The organism is Pseudomonas sp. A-RE-22 (assembly GCF_019956035.1).
GTDB classification, from domain to species: domain Bacteria; phylum Pseudomonadota; class Gammaproteobacteria; order Pseudomonadales; family Pseudomonadaceae; genus Aquipseudomonas; species Aquipseudomonas brassicacearum.
This window is the reverse complement of record NZ_JAHBCZ010000056.1, coordinates 1-21,926: the sequence shown is the minus strand read 5'-3', so window position 1 is coordinate 21,926 and position 21,926 is coordinate 1. Positions and strand designations below refer to the sequence as shown.

General features: G+C 62.1%; 21 protein-coding genes and 1 pseudogene. 10 read left to right on the top strand and 12 right to left on the bottom strand.

The annotated features are described in order from the left end of the window. Nucleotides 1-4: 4 nt before the first annotated feature. The 5 genes from KGA89_RS24605 to ribBA all read right to left on the bottom strand — a co-directional run bounded on the left by KGA89_RS24605 (nucleotide 5) and on the right by ribBA (nucleotide 5,406). The gene (locus KGA89_RS24605) at nucleotides 5-1,156 is read right to left on the bottom strand and encodes an ABC transporter ATP-binding protein (protein WP_223472735.1); all 1,152 of its coding nucleotides are present in this window, start codon (nucleotides 1,154-1,156) and stop codon (nucleotides 5-7) included. A 17-nt stretch (nucleotides 1,157-1,173) separates the two neighbouring features. Beyond that, nucleotides 1,174-1,983 carry an ABC transporter permease gene (locus KGA89_RS24600; protein ID WP_223472734.1) on the bottom strand — a complete coding sequence of 270 codons (810 nt, stop codon included), beginning with the start codon at nucleotides 1,981-1,983 and terminating at the stop codon, nucleotides 1,174-1,176. 6 nt (nucleotides 1,984-1,989) lie between these two features. After that, a complete protein-coding gene (locus KGA89_RS24595) occupies nucleotides 1,990-2,934 on the bottom strand; it encodes an ABC transporter permease (RefSeq protein WP_013693316.1) in 945 nt (314 codons plus the stop codon). Continuing rightward, entirely contained in the window at nucleotides 2,919-3,944 is a 1,026-nt protein-coding gene (locus KGA89_RS24590; protein ID WP_223472733.1) for an ABC transporter substrate-binding protein, read from the bottom strand. The genes KGA89_RS24595 and KGA89_RS24590 overlap by 16 nt, the downstream gene beginning before the upstream one ends. A 352-nt stretch (nucleotides 3,945-4,296) precedes the next feature. Further along, complete coding sequence (gene ribBA, locus KGA89_RS24585; RefSeq protein WP_223472732.1) at nucleotides 4,297-5,406, bottom strand: bifunctional 3,4-dihydroxy-2-butanone-4-phosphate synthase/GTP cyclohydrolase II; 1,110 nt, start codon at nucleotides 5,404-5,406, stop codon at nucleotides 4,297-4,299. Nucleotides 5,407-5,487: 81 nt separating this feature from the next. On the opposite strand from ribBA, the gene KGA89_RS24580 reads away from it, so the two are divergent. Then, nucleotides 5,488-5,781 carry a DUF1330 domain-containing protein gene (locus KGA89_RS24580; RefSeq protein WP_053162629.1) on the top strand — a complete coding sequence of 98 codons (294 nt, stop codon included), beginning with the start codon at nucleotides 5,488-5,490 and terminating at the stop codon, nucleotides 5,779-5,781. 6 nt (nucleotides 5,782-5,787) lie between these two features. Here the strand turns inward: KGA89_RS24580 and KGA89_RS24575 are convergent, their stop codons facing one another. The 7 genes from KGA89_RS24575 to KGA89_RS24545 form a co-directional block, all read right to left on the bottom strand. Beyond that, nucleotides 5,788-6,351: an NUDIX hydrolase gene (locus KGA89_RS24575; RefSeq protein ID WP_003201681.1), complete on the bottom strand. Its 564-nt coding sequence runs from the start codon at nucleotides 6,349-6,351 to the stop codon at nucleotides 5,788-5,790. A gap of 2 nt (nucleotides 6,352-6,353) precedes the next feature. Then, on the bottom strand, nucleotides 6,354-7,106 hold the full coding sequence (locus KGA89_RS24570; RefSeq protein ID WP_003201683.1) for a GntR family transcriptional regulator: 753 nt from the start codon (nucleotides 7,104-7,106) through the stop codon (nucleotides 6,354-6,356). Between the two features lie 60 nt (nucleotides 7,107-7,166). Then, the gene (locus tag KGA89_RS24565; protein ID WP_003201685.1) at nucleotides 7,167-7,571 is read right to left on the bottom strand and encodes a carboxymuconolactone decarboxylase family protein; all 405 of its coding nucleotides are present in this window, start codon (nucleotides 7,569-7,571) and stop codon (nucleotides 7,167-7,169) included. A gap of 133 nt (nucleotides 7,572-7,704) precedes the next feature. Then, a complete protein-coding gene (locus KGA89_RS24560; protein WP_028237714.1) occupies nucleotides 7,705-8,190 on the bottom strand; it encodes a flavin reductase family protein in 486 nt (161 codons plus the stop codon). Between the two features lie 12 nt (nucleotides 8,191-8,202). Next, nucleotides 8,203-9,684: an aldehyde dehydrogenase gene (locus KGA89_RS24555; protein WP_223472731.1), complete on the bottom strand. Its 1,482-nt coding sequence runs from the start codon at nucleotides 9,682-9,684 to the stop codon at nucleotides 8,203-8,205. After that, nucleotides 9,681-10,514, bottom strand: a complete 834-nt coding sequence (locus tag KGA89_RS24550; RefSeq protein ID WP_003201690.1) for an alpha/beta fold hydrolase — start codon at nucleotides 10,512-10,514, stop codon at nucleotides 9,681-9,683. The genes KGA89_RS24555 and KGA89_RS24550 overlap by 4 nt, the downstream gene beginning before the upstream one ends. A 45-nt stretch (nucleotides 10,515-10,559) precedes the next feature. Continuing rightward, nucleotides 10,560-11,150, bottom strand: a complete 591-nt coding sequence (locus KGA89_RS24545) for an amino acid synthesis family protein (protein ID WP_003201692.1) — start codon at nucleotides 11,148-11,150, stop codon at nucleotides 10,560-10,562. A 203-nt stretch (nucleotides 11,151-11,353) separates the two neighbouring features. Between KGA89_RS24545 and KGA89_RS24540 the strand changes: the two genes are divergently transcribed. From KGA89_RS24540 to KGA89_RS24500, 9 genes and pseudogenes are all read left to right on the top strand, one after another. After that, nucleotides 11,354-12,841 carry a hypothetical protein gene (locus KGA89_RS24540; protein ID WP_027913035.1) on the top strand — a complete coding sequence of 496 codons (1,488 nt, stop codon included), beginning with the start codon at nucleotides 11,354-11,356 and terminating at the stop codon, nucleotides 12,839-12,841. A 503-nt stretch (nucleotides 12,842-13,344) separates the two neighbouring features. Then, on the top strand, nucleotides 13,345-14,754 hold the full coding sequence (locus KGA89_RS24535; RefSeq protein WP_003201697.1) for a circularly permuted type 2 ATP-grasp protein: 1,410 nt from the start codon (nucleotides 13,345-13,347) through the stop codon (nucleotides 14,752-14,754). A gap of 3 nt (nucleotides 14,755-14,757) precedes the next feature. After that, nucleotides 14,758-15,708: an alpha-E domain-containing protein gene (locus KGA89_RS24530; RefSeq protein ID WP_003201699.1), complete on the top strand. Its 951-nt coding sequence runs from the start codon at nucleotides 14,758-14,760 to the stop codon at nucleotides 15,706-15,708. Then, nucleotides 15,705-16,502 carry a transglutaminase domain-containing protein gene (locus KGA89_RS24525; RefSeq protein WP_003201701.1) on the top strand — a complete coding sequence of 266 codons (798 nt, stop codon included), beginning with the start codon at nucleotides 15,705-15,707 and terminating at the stop codon, nucleotides 16,500-16,502. The genes KGA89_RS24530 and KGA89_RS24525 overlap by 4 nt, the downstream gene beginning before the upstream one ends. Nucleotides 16,503-17,265: 763 nt before the next feature. Continuing rightward, the gene (locus KGA89_RS30890; protein WP_003201705.1) at nucleotides 17,266-17,868 is read left to right on the top strand and encodes a transposase; all 603 of its coding nucleotides are present in this window, start codon (nucleotides 17,266-17,268) and stop codon (nucleotides 17,866-17,868) included. 68 nt (nucleotides 17,869-17,936) lie between these two features. Beyond that, on the top strand, nucleotides 17,937-19,499 hold the full coding sequence (locus tag KGA89_RS24515; protein WP_411740651.1) for a ShlB/FhaC/HecB family hemolysin secretion/activation protein: 1,563 nt from the start codon (nucleotides 17,937-17,939) through the stop codon (nucleotides 19,497-19,499). A gap of 17 nt (nucleotides 19,500-19,516) precedes the next feature. Beyond that, nucleotides 19,517-21,316, top strand: a complete 1,800-nt coding sequence (locus tag KGA89_RS24510; RefSeq protein WP_223472729.1) for a DUF2341 domain-containing protein — start codon at nucleotides 19,517-19,519, stop codon at nucleotides 21,314-21,316. A gap of 10 nt (nucleotides 21,317-21,326) precedes the next feature. After that, the gene (locus tag KGA89_RS24505; RefSeq protein ID WP_003201710.1) at nucleotides 21,327-21,752 is read left to right on the top strand and encodes an ExbD/TolR family protein; all 426 of its coding nucleotides are present in this window, start codon (nucleotides 21,327-21,329) and stop codon (nucleotides 21,750-21,752) included. A gap of 2 nt (nucleotides 21,753-21,754) precedes the next feature. Next, a pseudogene (locus KGA89_RS24500) lies at nucleotides 21,755-21,926 on the top strand (energy transducer TonB); the annotation flags it as partial.

Below are 21,926 nucleotides of genomic sequence, written 5' to 3'. Positions count from 1 at the left end.
TTCATCAGTGGGCACCTGCGGCCTTGTTCAGGTCGCTCTCGGCCCATTGGGTGTAGACGCAAGCATCGGCGGTGGCCCAGCGCACACGCACCGGGTCGCCGGCCTTGAGTGGCATGCCGGCGGCGGACAGCGCCTTGACCGTCATGGCCGTGCCGCCGGACGTCACCACGCTGCAGGTCTGGCTTTCACCCAGGAACAGCACTTCGACGACCTTGGCCGAGACCTCATTCCAACCGGCTGCCAAGGGTTCCTGGGCGGCCTGTTCGACGCTCAAGGCGAGGGCTTTTTCCGGGCGCACCATCAGCAGCACGTCCTGGTCCGTTTGCAGGCCGGCGGTCAGGCGGATCGACAGCGACTGGCCCTCGAAGGTCGCCACTGCGTTGCCCTGGGCCTTGAGCTTGAGGAAGTTGGAGTTGCCCAGGAACGAGGCCACGAAGGCGTTCGGCGGGTTCTGGTAGAGGTCATAGCCGCTGCCCAGGCCGACGATCTTGCCGTGGCTGAAAATCGCGATGCGCTGGGACAGACGCATGGCTTCTTCCTGGTCATGGGTGACGTAGACGATGGTGATGCCCAGGCGTCGATGCAATTGGCGCAGTTCATCCTGCAAGTCTTCCCGGAGCTTTTTGTCCAGGGCGCCGAGGGGTTCGTCCATCAGCAGGATGCGTGGTTCGTAGACCAGTGCCCGGGCAATCGCCACGCGCTGCTGCTGGCCTCCCGACAGTTGCGAAGGGCGGCGATGGGCGAACTCTCCCAGTTGCACCAGTTTGAGCATGGCGTCGACCCGGCGTTCGCGCTCGGCGCTGGCCAGTTTGCGAATCGCCAGCGGAAAGGCAATGTTGTCGCGCACCGACAGATGGGGGAACAACGAGTAACGCTGGAACACCATGCCGATGTCGCGTTTGTGCGGCGGTACGTTGACCAGGGATTTTCCGCCTACCTGGATCTCGCCGCTGCTGGGGGTTTCAAAGCCGGCCAGCATCGACAGCGTGGTGCTCTTGCCCGAGCCGCTGGAGCCGAGGAAGGTCAGGAATTCGCCGTCCTGGATCTCCAGGGAAATATCGTCCACGGCGGCAAAGTCGCCGTAGTGCTTGTTCAGGTTGCGCAGGCTGACCAGGGTCTTGTTGTTCTGTTGTGCGGGGTCTTTGACGGCACTCATCGTGTTCTCCTAGGCGCTCAGGCGCTGATTTCATTGCGCCGGCGCAGGGCGGTGGCGATCACCATCACCAGGACCGAGAGGCCGATCAGCAGCGTCGAAGCGACGGCGATCACAGGCGTCAGGTCCTGGCGCAGGGTGGTCCACATCTTGACGGGCAAGGTTTGCAGGGTCGGGCTGGCCATCATCACGCTCAGCACCACCTCATCCCACGACACCAGGAACGCGAACAGGGCGCCGGCGACCATGCCTGGGCGAATGGCCGGGAAGGTCACCTTGAACACCGCTTGCAAGCGTGAGGCGCCGCAGATGACCGCTGCGTCCTCGATGGACTGGTCGAACAGCTTGAGCGAGTTGATGATCGAGATGATGGTGAAGGGCAATGCGACGATGACGTGGCTGACCACGAACGCGAACATCGTCCCGGTGTAGCCCAGCTTGAGGAACAGCGCATACACCGCCACGGCGATGATCACCAACGGCACGATCATCGGCAGGGTGAACAGGCCGTAGAGCATTTCCCGGCCCGGGAAGCGTCCACGTACCAGGGCAAACGCGGTTGGCAGGCCCAGCGCCACGGCGCCGACAGTGGTCAGTACCGCGACCTTGAGGCTGGTCAGTGCCGCGTTCATCCAGTCAGGGTTGGAAAAGAACTGGCCGTACCATTTGAGCGTCCAGCCCGGTGGCGGGAAGACCAGCCATTGGGACGAACCGAACGACAGCAGTACGATGAACACGATCGGCAGCAGCAGGAACAGCGCGATCAGGCCGGTGGTGAAATACAGGCCGAACCGCATGCGCCGGCTCATGGCATTGGGAGTCAGGAGCATGACGGCTTACCTCGCGTTGCTGGCACCCACCGGGGATTCCGGCTGGAGCTTCAGGTAGAAGTAGAACAACACCAGGGTGATCGCCACCAACAAGGCTGCACCGGCGCTGGCCAGGCCCCAATTGAGGAACGACTGCACCTGCTGGATGATGAATTCAGGCAGCATCATGTTCTGCGCGCCGCCCAGCAGTGCCGGGGTCACGTAGTAACCGAGGGACATCACGAACACCATCAGCCCACCGGAGAACAGCCCCGGCCGGCACAGCGGCAGGAATACCCGGAAGAAGTTGGTCCAGGGGCTGGCGCCGCAAATCGAACCGGCCTGCAGGATCATCGGGTCGATGGCCTGCATGGTCGCCTGCAACGGCAGGACGATGAACGGGATCATGATGTAGCTCATGCCGATCACCACGCCGGTGAGGTTGTGCACCATCTCCAGCGGCTGGTCGATGATGCCCAGCGCCATCAACGCCTTGTTCACCACCCCGGAGGCTTGCAGCAGCACCAGCCAGGAGTAGGTGCGGGCCAGCAGGCTGGTCCACATCGACAGCAGCACGATGTTCAGCATCCAGCGCCCCCAGCCACGGGGCACCAGGGTGATGGCCCAGGCCAGGGGGAAACCCAGCAGCAGGCTGAACAACGTCACCAGCCCGGCCACCGAAAAGGTGTTGAACAACACCCGGGCGTAGGCTGAGTTGGCGAACAGTTGCTCGTAGTTGCCCAACCCAGGCACCGGCTCCAACACGCCGCGCAGCAGCAGGCCGATCAGCGGCGCCAGGAAGAACAGGCCGAGGAACAGCAAGGCGGGGAGCAGGTTGCCGGCCCCGCGCCAGCGCTGCATCAGCGACGGCGCTTGTGGCGCAACGGCCTTGGTGGTTACCACACCGGCAGCGCCAGCGGCGCCTCCGGTGTGTCGGGTTGCCGTTGCCGACATTTTTATTTGACCAGCCATTCGTTCCACCGTGTCGCGATGTCCTGACCGTTCTTGGCCCAGTACGCGAAATCAAGCGTGATCTGATCCTTGGCGTAGGCGGTCGGCAGATTGGGGGCGAGCACCGAATCCAGGCGTGCGACGCTGTCGACGTTGACCGGAGCATAGGCGGTCAGGTTGGAAAAGTCGGCCTGGCCTTTGGCGCTGCTGGCGTTGGCCAGGAATTTCATGGCTGCGGCCTTGTTTTTCGAACCCTTTGGAATGACCAGGATGTCGGCCATGACCAGGTTCTGCTTCCAGCTTACGCCGACGGGTGCGCCGTCCTGTTGCAAGGCATAGATGCGACCGTTCCAGAACTGCCCGATGCTGGCCTCGCCGGAAGCGAGCAACTGCTGGGACTGGGCGCCGCCGCCCCACCAGACGATGTCTTTCTTGATGGTGTCGAGTTTCTTGAAAGCGCGGTCCAGGTCCAGCGGATAGAGCTTGTCTGCCGCGACGCCGTCAGCCAGCAGGGCCAGCTCAAGCACACCGGGGCTAGGCCATTTGTACAGGGCGCGTTTGCCGGGGTAGGTCTTGGTGTCGAACAGTGCGGTCCAGTCCTGGGGCTTGCCGGAACCGAGCTTGCCTTCGTTGTAGCCGAGGACGAACGAGAAGTAGAACGAGCCGACGCCGTGGTCGGAGACGAAGCGCGGGTCGATCTTGTCGCGCTGGATGATCGAAAAGTCCAGGGGTTCGAGCAGGCCTTCGGCGGCGGCGCGCAAGGCGAAGTCCGCTTCGACGTCGACCACGTCCCACTGCACGTTGCCGCTTTCGACCATGGCCTTGAGCTTGCCATAGTCGGTGGGGCCATCCTGGACCACGGTGATGCCACTGGCCTTGCTGAACGGGTCGGCCCAGGCCTGCTTCTGCGCGTCCTGGGTGCTGCCGCCCCAACTGACGAAGTTGACGCTTTCAGCGGCCATCGTCGCCTGGCTGGTGATACTCAGCAGGCCGGCAAAAAGAATTGCGGCTGCACTTTTCTTCAACACCATTTTCACGCCCTCATTGTTGTGTTTTTGAGCGGGCTTTTGTCGCCCGCCTATCGGGAGCAGTAGGTCCATCTGGCCTTAAAAGGCGACCGTGCCAAGGGCTCTTGTTTGTACTTTCCCTCTCGGGGGCACTTGGCTGAAGTGTTCGGTCTATGGAATATCATATTATGGTATTCCAAACTTTCTGCAAGCATTTTGCCGTACCGGCTATCTGTCCGGGGGCAGATTTTTCCCTGTCATTGCTGGGTTGAACCCTGTGGGTGCGAGCTTGTTCGCGATGGCAATGGATCTGCCGACATGGATGTTGACTGACCCACCGCTATCGCGAGCAAGCTCGCTCCCACAGGTTTTTCTGTTATCCGGTGAAGGGAATGCTTTCCACTACCTCCAAGTCATACCCCGTCAACCCCGCGTACTTGAGCGGTGGTCCCAGGTGGCGCAATTTGCCCACCCCCAGGTCCTGCAGAATCTGCGCCCCGGTGCCCACTTCAGAATAGATGCGCGATTGCGACCGGCTGAACTGTCGTGGTGGCTGGGTCAGTTGCGGCACGCGCTCGAGTAGCGCCTGGGAGGACTCGTGGTTGGCCAGCACGACCACCACGCCGCGACCTTCTTCGGCCACCCGCTGCAGGGCCGCCCACAGCGTCCAATTGGAAGGGCCGTTGTATTCGGCCCCGACCAGGTCCCGCAGCGGGTCGATCACATGTACGCGCACCAGCGTCGGCTCATCCCGGCGAATCTCACCCATCACCATCGCCATGTGCACGCCACCTTCGATGCGGTCTTCGAAGGTGAACAGGCGGAAAGTGCCATGCACGGTAGGCAGTTCTCGTTCACCAATGCGCACCACGGTGTGCTCGGTGCTCAAGCGGTAGTGGATCAGGTCGGCGATGGTACCGATCTTGATCCCGTGCTTGCGGGCGAAAATCTCCAAGTCCGGCCGACGGGCCATGGTGCCGTCATCGTTCATCACTTCGACGATCACCGACGCTGGTGTGAAACCTGCCAGGCGCGCCAGATCGCTACCGGCTTCGGTGTGTCCGGCGCGGGTCAGCACACCGCCTTCCTTGGCTCGCAGCGGGAAGATATGCCCCGGCTGCACGATGTCGCTGGGCCCCGCATCGGCGGCTACGGCGGCGGCGACAGTGCGTGCCCGGTCGGCGGCGGAAATACCGGTGGTCACGCCGGTGGCGGCCTCGATGGACACGGTGAACGCGGTGCTGAACACGCTGCCGTTGCTCGGCACCATTTGCTCAAGGCCCAGACGCTGGCAGTGTTCGTCGGTCAGGGTCAGGCAAATCAATCCGCGCGCTTCGCGGGCCATGAAGCTGATGGCCTGGGCATTGCAACAGTCGGCGGCCAGCAACAGGTCGCCTTCGTTTTCCCGATCTTCGTCATCCACCAGCAACACCATCTTGCCCAGGCGGTAGTCTTCGATGATTTCCTGAATGCTGTTAAAGGCCATGGCGGGCTCTCTTTGTTTTGATAGGGCTTGCTGGAATGTTGTTGTGGTATACCATAATACAAAACAAACCAAGAGGTCACTATGAAGGCGTACTGGATTGCTCATGTGGATGTCACCGACCCTGATCAATACAGCCAATACACCCAACGGGCGCCGGCGGCGTTTGCCTTGTATGGCGGTCGGATGTTGGCCCGGGGCGGGCGTAGCGAAGCGATGGAGGGCAGGCCCACGCCGCAGCGCAGCGTGGTGATCGAATTCGACTCCTACGAACAGGCGCTGGCCTGCTATCACTCGGCGCAGTATCAGGAGGCCAAGCGACATCGCGAAGGCGTGGCGCGGGCCGAGGTGATCATTGTCGAGGGTGTGGCGCCCTGAGATACGTCAGCGGATAAAGTGAATCTTGCCGCTGTCGTCGTTGCCCATGTAGATGCCATAGACCCCGGCCTGGCGTTCCTCGATATAACGTTCGAGGATCTGCCGGATGGCCGGGTAGTAGATGCTGTCCCAGGGAATGTCTTCGGGGGCGAAGAACTGGCAGGCGAGGGTTTCCGGGCCGAACTGGCCGGTGATCTCCAGTGCGATGGCGCGGAAGATGATGTATACCTCGCTGATCTTCGGCACGCTGAAGATCGAGTAGGGCGAAACGATTTCAGCGCGTACGCCGGTTTCTTCCCAGACTTCGCGCAGCGCCGCCTGTTCTGTGGTCTCACCGCCTTCCATGAAACCGGCCGGCAGTGTCCAGGTGCCTGGGCGCGGCGGGATGGCGCGCTGACACAGCAGGTACTTGCCGTCCTGCTCGATGATGCAGCCGGCAATGATCTTCGGGTTGACGTAGTGGATGTAGCCGCAACCGCCACACATCAGTCGTTCATGGGTATCGCCCGTTGGCAGACGGTGATCGAGGTCACTGCCGCCACACTTTGGACAAAAGCTCGGGCTGAACATGGCTAGCGACCTATGCGCGGTTCTTTGAGGGCGATGGGCGGGATGATCTCGGGGATTTCACCGGTCTCTTCCTGTTTGCGCTTGAGGTAATCCAGGGCGACCTTGGCGGCGGCGCGCACGTGGTCGACGCAGGCCTGGTGGGCCGCCAGGGGATCGCCGCTCTTGATCGCCTCGACCATGCGTTCCATTTCCTGGTTGCTGTCGCCGCGACGGTTTTCCTGGGACACCGAGGTTGCCCGCAAATAGCTGATGCGTGCCTGCAACTGGCGCAACTGGGTGGCGGCGACATGGTTGCCGGAGCCTTCGAGCAATACGTCGTAGAAGCCTTGCACCGAATCGATGACCTGTTGCAGTTCGCCCTCCTTGAGGGCCTTGCGGTTTTCCGCGAGGGCTTTTTCCAGGGCCTTGATGTCCTTGGCCTTGGCCCGCAGGGTGAACAACTGGACGATCAGGCCTTCGAGCACGCAACGCAGCTCATAGATATCCACGGCGTCGGCCAAAGTAATAATGGCGACCCGCGGCCCCTTGGCATCGGCAAACTCCACCAGGCCTTCGGATTCCAGGTGGCGCAGCGCTTCGCGTACCGACGTGCGGCTCACACCCAGGCGATCGCACAGATCGCGTTCGACCAGGCGATCACCCGGCAGAAGCTGGAAGTTCATGATGGCGCTTCGCAGTTTATCCAGCACGATCTCGCGCAGGGTAACGGGGTTGCGATTGACCTTGAAGCTGTCGTCGAGTGGCAGGCGTTTCATGGGGTCCGCTCTGTAATATGGCTGTCCATGCCAAACGGGCAACATCCGTGCACGTTCAGATCAAACAGCCGAGGGTTGACTGGAGGCCTCGGCATCGGCTTCGGCGAAGGCTTCACGGGCAAGCCGGAAACTGTCCACGGCAGCGGGGACGCCGCAATAGATACCGACCTGAAGCAGAATTTCGCGTATTTGCTCACGACTCAGGCCGTTACGCAAGGCACCGCGCACATGCAGCTTGAGTTCGTGCGGGCGATTGAGCGCCGAGATCATGGCCAGGTTGATCATGCTGCGCTCCTTGAGCGATAAACCCTCGCGACCCCAGACATGGCCCCAGCAATATTCGGTGACCATTTCCTGCAACGGCCGGGTGAAATCGTCGGCGTTCTCGATGGAGCGGTTGACGTAGTCCTGGCCCAGCACCTGGGTGCGGATCTTCAGGCCTTGTTCGTACTTGTCGTTGCTCATGCGGACTCCCTGAAGAAGTGATGAACCTGTGGGAGCGAGCTTGCTCGCGATAGCGGTGGGTCAGTCACAGTGATGTTGGATGTGCTGCCGTCATCGCGAGCAAGCTCGCTCCCACAGGGGATGTGTACGGTCATCAGGCCAGCGCGGGCAGCGGGCCCAGCTTGCCTTTGTGGTAAATCATCGGTGTTACCGGCTGTTCAGGCAGGATCAGGTTCCTCACTGCGCCGACGATGATCGCGTGGTCGCCGCCATCGTATTCGCGCCACAGCTCGCATTCGATGATCGCCGTGGCTTTGCTCAGCAATGGATTGCCCAGGTCGCTCAGGTGCCAATCGATGCCCTTGGCCTTGTCCTTGCCTTTACCGGCAAAGGCATAGGCTTCGGCGGTCTGGTCGGCGGACAGCAGGTGGATTGCGAACTGCTTGCTGTCGCGCAGTACCGGGTAGGTGTCAGAGGCGTAGTTGGGGCAGAACAGCACCAGCGCCGGGTCGATCGACAGCGCGCTGAAGGCGCTGGCGGTGATGCCGACGATATTGCCGTCCGGGTCCAGGGTGGTGACCACCGTGACGCCGGACGGGAAGGAGCTCATGACTTCTTTGTAGATGCCGGGTTCGATCATTTCTCAGGACTCCTAGCGCATCACGAACGGATCAGGCATAGGCGCCTGGGACAGGTTGATCCACACCGTTTTCAGTTCGGTATAGGCCAGCACCGAATCGATGCCGCTTTCGCGTCCATAGCCGCTGTTCTTGAAACCACCGATGGGCGCCATGGCCGACACTGCACGGTAGGTGTTGACCCAGATGATGCCCGAGCGCACATCCCGGGCCAGGCGATGGGCACGGCCCAGGTCGCGGGTCCAGATGCCGGCGGCGAGGCCGAATTGCGAGTCGTTGGCGATCGCCAGGGCTTCGGCTTCGTCCTTGAAACGAATCACCGAGGCGACCGGGCCGAAGACTTCTTCCTGCATGATCTTCATCGAGTTGCGGTCGCATTCGAACAGTGTCGGCTCATAGAACCAGCCATCCCCCAGATTCTCTGGACGCTTGCCGCCAGTGCGCAGGCGCGCGCCTTCGGCGATGGCATCGGCGACCAGGCCTTCGACCACGGCCAGTTGCTGCGCGGTGGCCATGGGGCCCATTTCGCTGGCGTCTACCTGCGGGTTGCCGATGCGGATGCGCTGGGCCCGCTCGACCAGGCGCGAGACGAACTCATCGTAGATTTCGTCCTGCACCAGCAGGCGTGAGCCGGACACGCAGCTCTGGCCGGATGCCGCATAGATCCCGGCAATTGCCCCGTTGATCGCACTGTCCAGGTCGGCGTCGGCAAAGATAATGTTTGGCGACTTGCCGCCCAGTTCCAGCGACAGCTTGGCGAAGTTCTCGGCGCTGCTGCGCACCACATGGCGAGCGGTGGCCGCGCCGCCGGTGAAGGCGATCTTGCGCACCAGCGGATGGCGGGTGAGGGCGGCGCCGATGCTCGGGCCGTAACCGGTGACGACGTTGACCACACCCGGTGGAATGCCGGCTTCCAGGGCGAGGCGAGCCAGCTCGAGAATGGTGGCCGAAGCGTGCTCGGACGGTTTGATCACGATGGTGTTGCCGGCCGCCAGTGCCGGTGCCAATTTGATCGCCGTCAGATACAGCGGGCTGTTCCAGGGAATGATCGCCGCGACCACGCCCATGGCTTCGTGCACGGTGTAGGCAAACAGGTCGGGCTTGTCCAGCGGCAGGGTGCCGCCTTCGAGCTTGTCGGCCAGGCCTGCGGTGTAGTGGAAGAACTCCGGCAGGTAGCCGACCTGGCCGCGGGTTTCACGGATCAGCTTGCCGTTGTCGCGGCTTTCCAACTGGGCCAGTTGTTCTTTGTTCTCGGCGATCAGGTCACCGAGTCGACGCAGTAACTTGCCGCGTGCAGTGGCGGTCAAGCCGCGCCAGGCCGGGCTGTCGAAAGCGCTCTGTGCCGCCTGGACGGCGCGCTCGACATCGGCTTCGTCGGCGTCGGGCAACTCGGCCCAGGGTTGGGCCAGGGCCGGGTTCAGACTTTCGAAGGTCTTGCCGGAGAGGGCATCGACCCATTCACCGCCGATGCACATCGAAAAACGTGCGAGTGTCATGCAACGATCCCCTTTATTTGGTTTTGTCGGGCGTTTGCTGTGTCGAGAAATTCCAGCAACAGCTGGTTGACCAGGCGCGGCGACTCTACCGGCATCATATGCCGCTGCTCGGCGAGTACGGCAACCGTGGCGCCGGGAATTCGCTCGGCCAGTTGCCGGGCCATTTCCGGTGTCGAGCCGGGGTCCAGTTCGCCAGTGGCGATCAGTGTCGGTACCTGAATATTGCCCAGGTCATCGGCGCGGTACATGTCCTGGGTGGCGAACAGTTCATAGGTGGTCAGGTAACCCTGGGGATCATTCTGCGCCAGGGTCTGGCGCAACGCGGCAATCTGCGCCGGGTTGGCCGCCTGGTATTCACGGCTGAACCAGCGCGACAACGCAGCCTCGGCATTGGCGTCCGGCCCATGCTCGGCGGCCTGGGCCGTACGGGCGATGACCCCGGCGCGCTGTTCGGCGCTGCGGTTGAACACACTGTTGAGCACCACCAGGCCTTGCAGGCGTTGCGGGTAATGCAAGGCAAACGCACGGGCTACCAGCCCGCCCATGGAAAAGCCGATCACCGTCGCCTGGGGCAGTTGCAAATGATCGAGCAACTCCAGCAACTGGTCGGCGTAGCCCAGCAGCGCGGTACCGCTTTGCGGACGCGGGCTGGCGCCATGGCCGAGCATGTCGTAGGCAATCACACGGTATTGCGTGGCCAGGCCAACGACCTGGCCGCCCCACATTTCTTTGTTCAGGCCCACACCATGGATCAAGACCACGGGTTGGCCTTGGCCGGTTGCCAGGTAGCTGGTGCCGGCCGGGGTGAGTTCAGCGGTGAGCCGAATCATGGAGCGCTCCTGCATGCCTTTTTTATTGTGGTTACCGAGGCTGGATTACTGCGCATTCTCGGCGGCCAGTTCTTCCAGGTCGATGTAGCGGTTGCCGATGCGCGGATGCAGGCGGCCGCCATCGGCGCAGCCCAGCACCACGACGATTTCGTCGGCGCGCGGGGCGTCTTCAATTTGCATTTCCAGGGTGATGTAGTGCGAACGCAGGCCTTCGTCGTCCTTGTGCATCATCGGGATCTGAATCGAGGTGCCAGGGCCGCCGCGCTTGTTGGTGAAGCTCAGGTAGCTCTTGGCCTTGACCGCTTCGCGGTAGTGGTTGCCGAAGCGCAGGGTGTGGATCACGGCGGAGGCGTGCTCGATTTCGCCGTCGGCGCCCACCACGGCGGCCTTGCCATAAGCTTCGATCTTCTCGGCGCCGCCGATGATGCTCACCAGGCGCTCGACCATCAGCGCGCCGAGGTCGGAGCAGTTGGCGCGGATTTCCGGCTTCAGGTCTTCGACAAAGCCGCGACCCAGCCAAGGGTTTTTCATTACCACCGCCAACCCGACCATGGTCACCGGTTTGTCGGTGGCCTTGCCGCCTTCGATAAAGGTTTCTTCGACATAGCTGACGATCTTGCGAATTTCGAAACTCATGAGCTGCTCCCTGGGTGGGTGATTAGGTCTTTGCGTATGATGGTATACCATAATACTGAAGGCGCAAATCCCCACGGCGAGTTTGTGTTCGGGAGGCGACCGAAGGCAGCTTGCCCGCGACCCAAGGGGAATTGGTCTACGCTTGGTGCGCGGACACCCGATTGTTTTCGGATAACCCTGCAACGTGTCCCGGGGGAGGAAGGATGCCCTTCGAAGTCGCCGATATCTCAATCACCGCCTGGTCGTTGATGAGCCCAACTTACGAGACGCTCAAGCCCCACGAAGCCCTTATCAAGCGTTTCCTGGGGAGCGATCTGCAGGTTCGCTTTCCGACGACCCAGGCGGCCGTGCAGGCGCTGGCGCAGCCCGCTCAGGCCTTTCCCCTCAAGTGGCGGGTGGGGGCCACTCCATTGGCCGAGGCCAATCAAAGCATCAACCAGTGTCTGGATGCCCTGGCGCTTTATTTGCGGGACCAGGACAAACGCAAGTACCAGGACATGCTGGACGAGGCGAATGCCACAGGTGGCTCGCTGTTCACCGATGCGCGGAAAAACACACCGGCGCAATTCGTCGGCCAGAAGTGCACTTATTACTACCAGGGCGCGTACATGTCGGGTGATCAGTTCGCTGTCGGCGCGGCGTTGCGCCATGACCCCAGCTCACGACTGATCTTGCTCTACGCGGCCGCTGACGAGGCGGCGGCCAAGCGGCTGGTCAAGTTCTATGGCACTTCCTGTGGGGTAAAGGCCGCCCGGTTGCTGCCGGTGTTGGTCACCGATGCCAAGGCTGCCTGCGAGACGTGTCGCCTGGTGGTCGACGCCAGGATCAATAAAAGTGCGCTGCCACCCTTCACCGACGCGGTACTGGGATTCCTGGCCGGCGTCGCCAACGGTGCAAAATTGTGCCCCGTGGGCGGCGCCACCACCGATGTCGCAGCGTCGGTGCTCAGTGGCGACGGCAAGGGCAGCATCGCCAAGTGGGACAATGTCGATCCCAATACCAATCGCTACTGGGCGTATCGCCTCGACAAGTTCCTGGGGCTCAAAGGGGTGGTCAAGGGCCAGAGCTACGTCATTGTCTGGACCCGCTTCAGCGGCAAGGACGGCGGTGCCCATCCGGAGTTGGACGACAGTTGGACGGGGTTGGGGCAGGTGTGTCACCGGTTGTTGAAAAAAGGTCGGAACGTCATCGTGGTCGGACGCCCGAGGACCAACCGGGACCTCAACGTGAAGCTGACGACCCACCTGGGTCAACTCGACCAAGCTGACGGTCTCGTGTCCCGAGCCAATCTTCAGGTCTGGGGTGAGTATTGGAAGTTGGACAACGGCAACCCCAACCAGAAAATCATCGGGCCGAACCGTGCTGCCGAATATGCCATTTTCCTGCGCATGAAAAGTGCCGAATGGAATTGCAAACTGGTGCACCTGGGCATGCGCAGCGGTGCGATGGATGCCGCGGCCTTGCTGGGCATGCGCACTCGATTCATCGAAAACGCCGGCAACGAGCAGATCGCGCGAACGACCAAATGGACCGGGGCGACCAATACCAATCTTCTCTACCAGCGCATCCCGGTGGCCGAACTGCCTACCTGGAGGGCGCGAGGCCGAGAGGAAAACCTGGTGGTCAAGCGAGGTTACCTGCCCACAGACCTGGAGATGATCGTCGCCAGTGTCGAGGGCGCATTGACTTGAGGTGAACGGCCGTGCTGCTTCAAGCTGGGGCGGCGGGTATGAATCCGTGCATTTTCCTGCAACGTTGCAGTGCGTTCAGGTTTTCACTGCCTGGGGTTGAGCGCGGCGCGTGAAGGGTCAGCCGTGGATGAATGAGTAAAAACTTCCCTCTTGTGGGGCAAGGCTGTCCCATTCCACCCGCTCAAGAACCGTTCAAGCCGCGTTCGAGAGAAAGGGCGCCCGCATTTATGGTCGTTAATGTCGCTAGATCGAAAAATAATTTCGCCTTTTAGTGGTTTTGCAATACTTTTTCTATTCAGGGTGTGACGCCGTGACGCTTAGGCACACCCTTTGCTAAGCATTGAAAAGCCGGCCTCCCAGGCCTGGACACACCATCCATGAAGAAACAGAGGGGAATCCCAGGACCGCACTCAATAAAGCAGGGCTCAAAGCAAGGCAAGGCCGAACCGTCGGAATGACGAAGTGATAAGAAATGCCGTGTAGAACGCGGCTGGGAGTTGGCTATGCCCCACGCTTTTTTTAATGAAATGTATGACGCCAAGGGTGACTGCCGCCCGCATTACCAAGCCTTCTCGCGCTGGCTGGCGGACACACCGCTTGAGCTGCTAGAGCAACGCCGCCGCGAAGCCGACCTGCTGTTCCATCGAGCCGGTATCACTTTCACCCTCTACGGGGACGAGCAGGGCACCGAGCGGTTGATTCCGTTCGACATCATCCCGCGCAGCATCAAGGCCAGCGAATGGCAGATGGTCGAGCGTGGCTGCATTCAGCGGGTCCAGGCCCTGAACATGTTCCTGGCCGACATCTACCATGGGCAGCACATCCTCAAGGAAGGCATCATTCCTCCCGAACAGGTGCTCGCCAACGAGGGGTATCAGATTGCGATGCAGGGCCTGAACCTGCACCGCGGCATTTACGCCCATATCGCCGGTGTCGACCTGGTTCGCGACGGTGACGGCAGCTACTACGTGCTGGAGGACAACCTGCGTACCCCCAGCGGCGTGAGCTACATGCTCGAAGACCGCAAGATGATGATGCGCCTGTTCCCCGAGCTCTTCGCCGCCCAACGCGTGGCTCCCATCGATCATTACCCGAACCTGCTGCTCGACACCCTCAAGAGCTCAAGCCCCCTCGAGAACCCCACCGCCGTGGTGCTGACCCCGGGGCGCTTCAACAGTGCCTATTTCGAGCACGCGTTCCTGGCCCGTGAAATGGGCGTGGAGCTGGTAGAGGGCGCGGACCTGTTCGTGCGTGACGACCATGTCTACATGCGCACCACCGCCGGCCCACGGCAGGTGGACGTGATTTATCGTCGTCTCGACGATGCCTACCTCGACCCGCTGTCGTTCAACCCCGATTCGATGCTGGGCGTGCCCGGGCTGATCGCTGTGTACCGCGCGGGCAATGTGGTGCTGGCGAACGCGGTCGGCACGGGCGTGGCTGATGACAAATCGATCTACCCCTACGTTGACGAGATGATCCGCTTCTACCTCACCGAAGAACCGATCCTGAAGAACGTGCCCACCTGGCAGTGTCGCAAGCCTCAGGACCTGTCCCATGTGCTGGCCAACCTGCCGGATCTGGTGGTCAAGGAAACCCAGGGCTCCGGCGGCTACGGCATGCTGGTCGGGCCGGCCGCCAGCGCGGCGGAGATCGAAGATTTCCGCGCACGCCTCAAGGCCCGTCCTGAAGCCTACATCGCCCAGCCAACCTTGAGCCTGTCCACGTGCCCGACCTTTGTCGAGAGCGGCATCGCGCCGCGCCACATCGACCTGCGTCCGTTCGTGCTGTCGGGCAAGGAAACGCGCCTGGTGCCCGGCGGGCTGACCCGCGTGGCGCTGCGCGAAGGCTCGCTGGTGGTGAACTCGTCCCAGGGCGGTGGCACCAAAGACACTTGGGTAGTGGAGGACTAAGACATGCTTTCAAGAACTGCTTCGGACCTCTATTGGATGTCCCGCTACCTGGAGCGCGCCGAGAACCTGGCGCGCATGCTCGAAGTCAGCTATTCGTTGTCGCTGATGCCCCAGGCCGGGCGCAGCGATGGCCATGCCGAGCTGGCGATGTCGCTGCTTGCGGCCGGTACGCTGGACGATTACAACGCCCGTTATGACGCGCTCAACACCGAGCGCATGCTGCATTTCTTCGCGCTGGATGAAACCAACCCCGGCAGTATCTACAGCTGCCTGCGGGCCGCGCGGACCAATGCCCATGCCGTGCGCGGGCGCATCACCGCCGACATGTGGGAGAACATCAACGCCACCTGGCTGGAAATGCGCAACATCGCCAGCAACGGCCTGGGGCGCTACGGCATCAGCCATTTCTGCGAGTGGGTCAAGGAGCGCTCGCACCTGTTCCGTGGCGCGACGTCGGGCACGATCATGCGCAACGATGCCTACTGCTTCATTCGCCTGGGCACCTTTATCGAGCGGGCCGACAACACGCTGCGCCTGCTGGACGCCCGCTACGAAATGTTCGGCGAGGAATCGGAGGAGGTCAGCGACAACTCGGCCCGTGGTTATTACCAGTGGAGTGCCTTGTTGCGCGCGTTGTCTTCGTTCGAGGCGTTCAACGAGATCTACCGCAATGCGCCCAATGCCGAGCAGGTTTCCGAGATGTTGCTGTTGCGTGCTGACGTCCCACGCTCGCTGCATGCCTGCATCGAGGAGCTGGACCATATTCTCGCCAGCTTGCCGGGCAACAACGGCCGGCCAGCGCAACGCCTGGCCGCCGAGCTGAATGCGCGCCTGCGTTATTCGGGGATCGATGAGATCCTGGCGTCGGGCCTGCATCAATGGTTGACCGACTTGATTGGGCAGATCCGCCACTTGGGCCAGACCGTCCATGAGTCTTACCTGGAGGTCGTATGAAACTATCCATACGCCATGACACGACCTACAGCTACGCCGATGAAGTCTGCACCAGCATCCAGTTCCTGCGCCTGACGCCCCGGGACACTCAGCGCCAGCGCATCCTGGAATGGCACCTGGAGCTGCCGCGACTGGTACGCAGCCAGATTGATCCCTATGGCAACATCTTGCATGTGATGACCATGGACGAGCCCCACGGCGCCTTGGTACTGACGGCTTATGGCGAGGTGGAAATCCATCAGTCCATCGCGATGGAACCGGACAACCAGTCGCCGCTGCCTTTCTTGCGCACCAGTCGCCTGACCCAGGCGGATGAGACCCTCAGCGCCTTCGCCGTCGAGCAATGCGCTGGCCGGCGCGATCGTTCGGCCTTGACCGATCTGATGAATGGTTTGGCGGCGCGGATGCCCTACAGCCCCGGCACGACGGCGGTCAACAGCACCGCTGCCGAGGCGTTTGCCGGTGGAACGGGGGTGTGCCAGGACCATACTCACGCATTCCTCGCCTGCGCCCGCAGCCTGGGCATTCCTGCGCGCTATGTTTCCGGCTATTTGTGCACCGAAGATGAAAGCCACCTGGCGAGCCACGCCTGGGCGGAAGCCTGGCTGGACGATGGCTGGTACAGCTTCGACGTGACCAACCGCCTGACCCTTCCCGACCGCCACCTGAAACTGGCGGTCGGCCTGGACTACCTCGACGCCTGCCCGGTACGCGGCATGCGCCGGGGTGGCGGAGCGGAACAGATGCAGGCGAGGGTGCAGGTAAGCTCGATGGTGCAGGTGCAGCACCAATAACGGCAGGCTTCATCGCCACCACCCGCTCCCACATGGAATCTGGTGGTGGACAGCAAACCTTGTATCCACCCGAGAACCCCTGTGGGAGCAAGGCTTGCCCGCGATGGCGGCAGCCCATCCAACATCGATGCAAACAGATCCACCGCTTTCGCGAGCAAGCCCGCTCCCACATGGAATCTGGTGGTGGACAGCAAACCTTGTATCCACCCGAGAACCCCTGTGGGAGCAAGGCTTGCCCGCGATGGCGGCAGCCCATCCAACATCGATGCAAACAGATCCACCGCTTTCGCGAGCAAGCTCGCTCCCACATGGAATCTGGTGGTAGACAGCAAACCTTGTATCCACCCGAGAACCCCTGTGGGAGCAAGGCTTGCCCGCGATGGCGGCAGCCCATCCAACATCGATGCAAACAGATCCACCGCTTTCGCGAGCAAGCTCGCTCCCACATGGAATCTGGTGGTAGACAGCAAACCTTGTATCCACCCGAGAACCCCTGTGGGAGCAAGGCTTGCCCGCGATGGCGGCAGCCCATCCAACATCGATGCAAACAGATCCACCGCTTTCGCGAGCAAGCCCGCTCCCACAAAAATCCTCCAGTCGCCCCAAGTCTGGGCATCTCCCTGGTCTCCCCAAAATGAAGCTTTCATGACAAAAGTTCGGTAGCACATCGCCATTCCCGTCATGCCTGTGTGACGTGTTCAAGGGGGCCTGCAAGGTCGTTTTGGAGCCGGGGCGCGAAGCCGGGAGTGAGGCGATGGGGACTATGGAACGTTATTCGAAAGTGGGCATGCAGGAGCTTGACCAGCGGCTGTCGAAGATCGTCGAGGCGGCGCGCAAGCAGCCGGTCTCGGTGTATCGCTACGGCGCACCGTGGGTCTGGATCGTTTCCCAGGATGACTGGCAAGGCGCGCTCAAGGAAGTGTCCAGCTACATTCCGCAAGGCCATTCACTGGTCTTGCTGCGTCCGCAGATCGACGACCTGCTGGATGACCATCGCGATGTGTTGCAGGGCCTCAACGCCGGTGCCCAGATGTTGATCGCACCGCAAACCGCCATGCATATCCTCCTGCTGCAACTGCTCTATTCGGTGCCCAGCGAGCAGCAACTCTACGAACAACTCAACTACAACCTGCTGTTCCGCTGGTTCGTCGGCCTGGACCTGAACCAGAAGGTCTGGAGCTTCAACGTCCTGAGCAAAGACCTCGCCACACTGCTGGGCGACGCGCGGGCGGTGCGGCTCATCCAGAAAATCATCGGTGAAGTGTTCTGTGGCGCCTTGCTGCAAATGCCGGAGTTCTCCTTGAACTTCGCGCTGCTGCACACCTGGCTGGCCCGGCACGCCACGACATCGATCGCAAGCAATTGAGCCGTATTTTGAATTCAGGGGGTGGTGTGGAGCATTTCTTCAAATCGCGGCCGGCGCTGTGGGGCTGGTTGCTGCTGGCGGTCGGGGGGCCGTCGGCGTTCGCCGCCGAAGGAGGGCAGGAGGCCGAAGCGGCGCCGGCGCGCCTGGTGGACGTGAACGAGTATTTCGTGCGGGGCAACACCGTGCTCGATGCCCGGGCCATCGAGGAAGCGGTGTACCCGTTCCTCGGCCCGCAAAAGGCCTTGAGCGACATCGAAGGCGCCCGGGAGGCCTTGCAAAAGGTCTATCAGGCCCGGGGTTATCAATCGGTGTTCGTTGAGTTGCCAGAGCAAAAAGTCGAAGACGGCATCGTCTACCTGCAAGTCAGCGAAACCAAGATCGGCCGGGTACGGGTGGTGGGGGCCAAGCATTATTCACCCGTCGAAATCCGTGATGACGTGCCGGCGCTCAAGGAAGGCGAGGTGCCTGATTTCGCCCAGGTCCAGGCAGAACTGGCGCTGCTGAACAAAACCCCGGGGCGCCAGGTCATGCCGCTGGTGCGTGAAGGCCAGCGCCCCGGGACGATGGACGTGGATTTGCAGGTCGAAGACCAGGACCCCTGGCAGGCCAGCCTGGGGCTGAACAACGACTACAGTGCCGACACCGAGAAGCTGCGCACGGTCGCCAGCCTGGGTTACAACAACCTCTGGCAACTGGGCCACAGCGTTTCGCTGACCTTCTTCACCGCACCCCAGGACACCGAAAACGCCAAGGTCTGGTCGGGCTCCTATACCGCGCCGCTGAGCGAACGCTGGAGTGTGCAGTTCTCGGGTTACCAATCCGACAGCAACGTAGCGACGGTTGGCGGCAGCAACGTGTTGGGCAAAGGTCATTCCTACGGGGTGTCGGCGATCTACAGCCTGCCGTCCAGTGGGGCATGGGCCAACAGTTTTTCGGTCGGGGTGGATTTCAAGGATTTCGAAGAAGAGCTCAACCTCGGTGGTGCCAGCGATAAGGCACCGCTCAAGTACGCGCCGTTCACCTTCGCCTACAACGGCTTTCGCTACACCGAACACAGCCAGTTGGGCTTCGGCCTGAGCCTGGTGGCGGGTACCCGCAGCCTGCTGGGCTATGGCAGCTCCGACGAAGAATTCGACTACAAGCGCTATCGCGCCAGCCCCAGCTTCGCCGTGCTCAAGGGCGACGGCAATTACACCTTCACCTTCGGCAATGATTGGCAGACCGCCTCCAAGGCCGCCTTCCAACTCGCCTCCGGGCCGCTGGTTTCCAACGAACAATTCTCTGCCGGTGGCGCCACCTCGGTGCGTGGCTACCTGGCCGCCGAGCGCACCGGTGATGACGGCTACTTGCTGTCCCAGGAGCTGCGCACACCGTCCCTGGCCAAGTTTCTCGGCAGTTATGTCCAGGAGTGGCGCTTCTATGCCTTCGCCGAAGGCGCGCAGTTGTACTTGCGCGACGAACTGCCCGACCAGGAGGCCGACTACAGCCTCGCCAGCGTCGGCCTCGGCACCCGCGCCAGCCTGAGCAAATGGCTGTCCGGCAGCCTCGACTGGGGCTATCCGCTGCTCGAAGGGCCGAACACCTCGAAACAGGAATCGCGCCTGCATTTCAACCTGCAAGCGACGTTTTGAACCCAGGAGTCATGTCCATGCAACGCTTATTGTTATCCCTGTTTATCTGCCTGGGGCTGGTGCTTCCGGCGACCGCCAACGCCTGGTGGCAGGATGATTGGCACTACCGCAAACAGATTTCCGTGGACACCACGCCCCAGGGCGCCGCCATCGCCCAGGCCTTGGGTCGCACCGCGTTGCTGGTGCGCCTGCACACCGGCAATTTCACCTTCGACGGCGTCAAGGACGACGGCTCGGACCTGCGTTTCGTCAGTGCCGACGATAAGACCGTGCTCAATCACCAGATCGAAAGCTTCGACCCGTTGATGGGCATGGCGCTGATATGGGTTGATGTGCCGAGCGTGGAGGGTGGCCAGCGTCAGGACGTGTGGATGTATTACGGAAACCAGAAGGCGCCGGCCACGGGCAGCGGCCAGTTGACCTTCGACCCGGACTACACCGCGTTGTACCACTTTGACGGCGCCACCGGCGTACCGCCCCGGGACACCACGGCCTACGGCAACAATGCCCAGGGCGCGGCCGGTGTCAGCATCGACGGCGTGATCGGGCGTGCCTTGCAGTTCAACGGCCAGCCGCTGTTGTTGCCGGCCAGCCCTTCGTTGCAACACAGTGCCGGTGCAGCGTTCACCTTCAGCACCTGGCTGCGCCAGGACCAGGCCAGTGGCGAACAGATCATCCTGGCCCGTCGCGAAGCCGTTACCAGCCTGTTGGTTGGCGTCAACCAGGGTGTGCCGTTCGTAGCGATCAATGACCAGCGTGCGGTCTCGACCCAGCCACTGAACCCTGGCCAGTGGCAGCACCTGGCGTTGACCGCCTCGGGCGACCGGGTCGTGCTGTACGTCAATGGGCGTGAAACCGCGAGCCTGGCGGTGGCGATGCCAGCGTTCAATTCGCCGATAGCCCTGGGGGCCGACCTTTCCGCAGGTGCCTTCGCGCCATTTGGCGGGGCCATGGACGAAGCGCGCCTGTCCAAGGTCGCCCGTCCGGCGCCGCTGTTGTTGGCTGACGCCAGTGCCCAGGGCGCCGAGTCGAAACTGGTGGCCTACGGTGTCGATGAAGAACAGTCCGGTTTCGGCTTTGGCAGCCTGGGTTTCCTGCTCAAGGCCGTGCCGATGGACGCCTGGGTGATCATCGGGGTACTGGTGCTGATGATGTTCCAGTCGTGGATCATCATGATCCGCAAGAACCGCATGGTCAGCCGTCTCAGCGCGGCCAACGATGCCTTCCGCGAACAGTTCGCCCAGATCGGCACACGCCTGGAAATGTTCGCCGACGACCAGGGCCTCGCCCAGCGCCTGCAACATTCGTCGCTGTGGCGTTTGTACCTGGTGGCCGTCAAGGAGATCCGCACCCGCCGCGAGCAGGGCGCTGACACTTCGTCGGTGTCGGCGGCCACCATCGAAGCGATCCGCTGTTCCATGGACGGCGTGCGCACCCGGGAAAACCAAGCACTGAGTTCGAAGCTCTCGACCCTGTCCAACGCCATCGCCGGCGGTCCGTACATCGGCCTGCTCGGCACCGTGCTGGGGATCATGGTGGTGTTCCTCGGCACGGCCATGGCCGGTGACGTGAACATCAACGCCATTGCCCCGGGCATGGCCGCGGCATTGCTCGCCACCGCCATGGGCCTGTTCGTCGCGATCCCGGCGCTGTTTGGCTACAACCGCCTGATCACCCGCAACAAGGAAGTCAGCGCCGACATGCGGGTCTTCGTCGACGAGTTCATTACGCGCCTGGCGGAGATGCACGGCGAAGGCCAGTCCGGTGAAGCGGCGCATCACCGTAATCATCACGTCCAATCGTCCGTACCGGCCTGAGGGAATCGCCATGGCTAGCGTAAACGCTTCACACGATGACGACGATGACGCGGCGGTCGACAGCATCAACATCACGCCGCTGGTGGACGTGCTCATGGTGGTGCTGGTGATGTTCATCCTCACGGCCACGGCCCAGGTGTCGGGTATCCAGATCAACCTGCCCAAGGCCAGTGCCTCGGTGTCGTTGTCCGAAGCCAAGACCAAGGCGATTTCGGTGAACGACGGCGGGCAGGTCTTCCTCGATGCCTATCCGGTGACCCTGGCCGAGCTGGAAGAGCGCCTGCGCATCGAAAAGGCCCAGAGCCCGGACTTCCCGGTGATCGTGCGCGGCGACGCGACGGTGCAGTACCAGAAAGTCATAGAAGTGCTGGACCTGCTGCGGCGCCTGGAACTGTCCCAGGTCGGTCTGGTGACCGGCAAACCGAGCCAGGGCTGACCATGACCGCCAGACTTCCCATCGATCCGCCCCCGGTGAAGACCTCGCCGTTGCGCCTGCTCAAATGGGCCGCCGGCCTGGCGCTGGGTGCCGTGGCGGCCTGGCTGCTGTGGCAGTGGGCCAATGACATGAGTGGCGTGCGCCGCGAAGCGCCGAAGGTGCCGACCATTATCC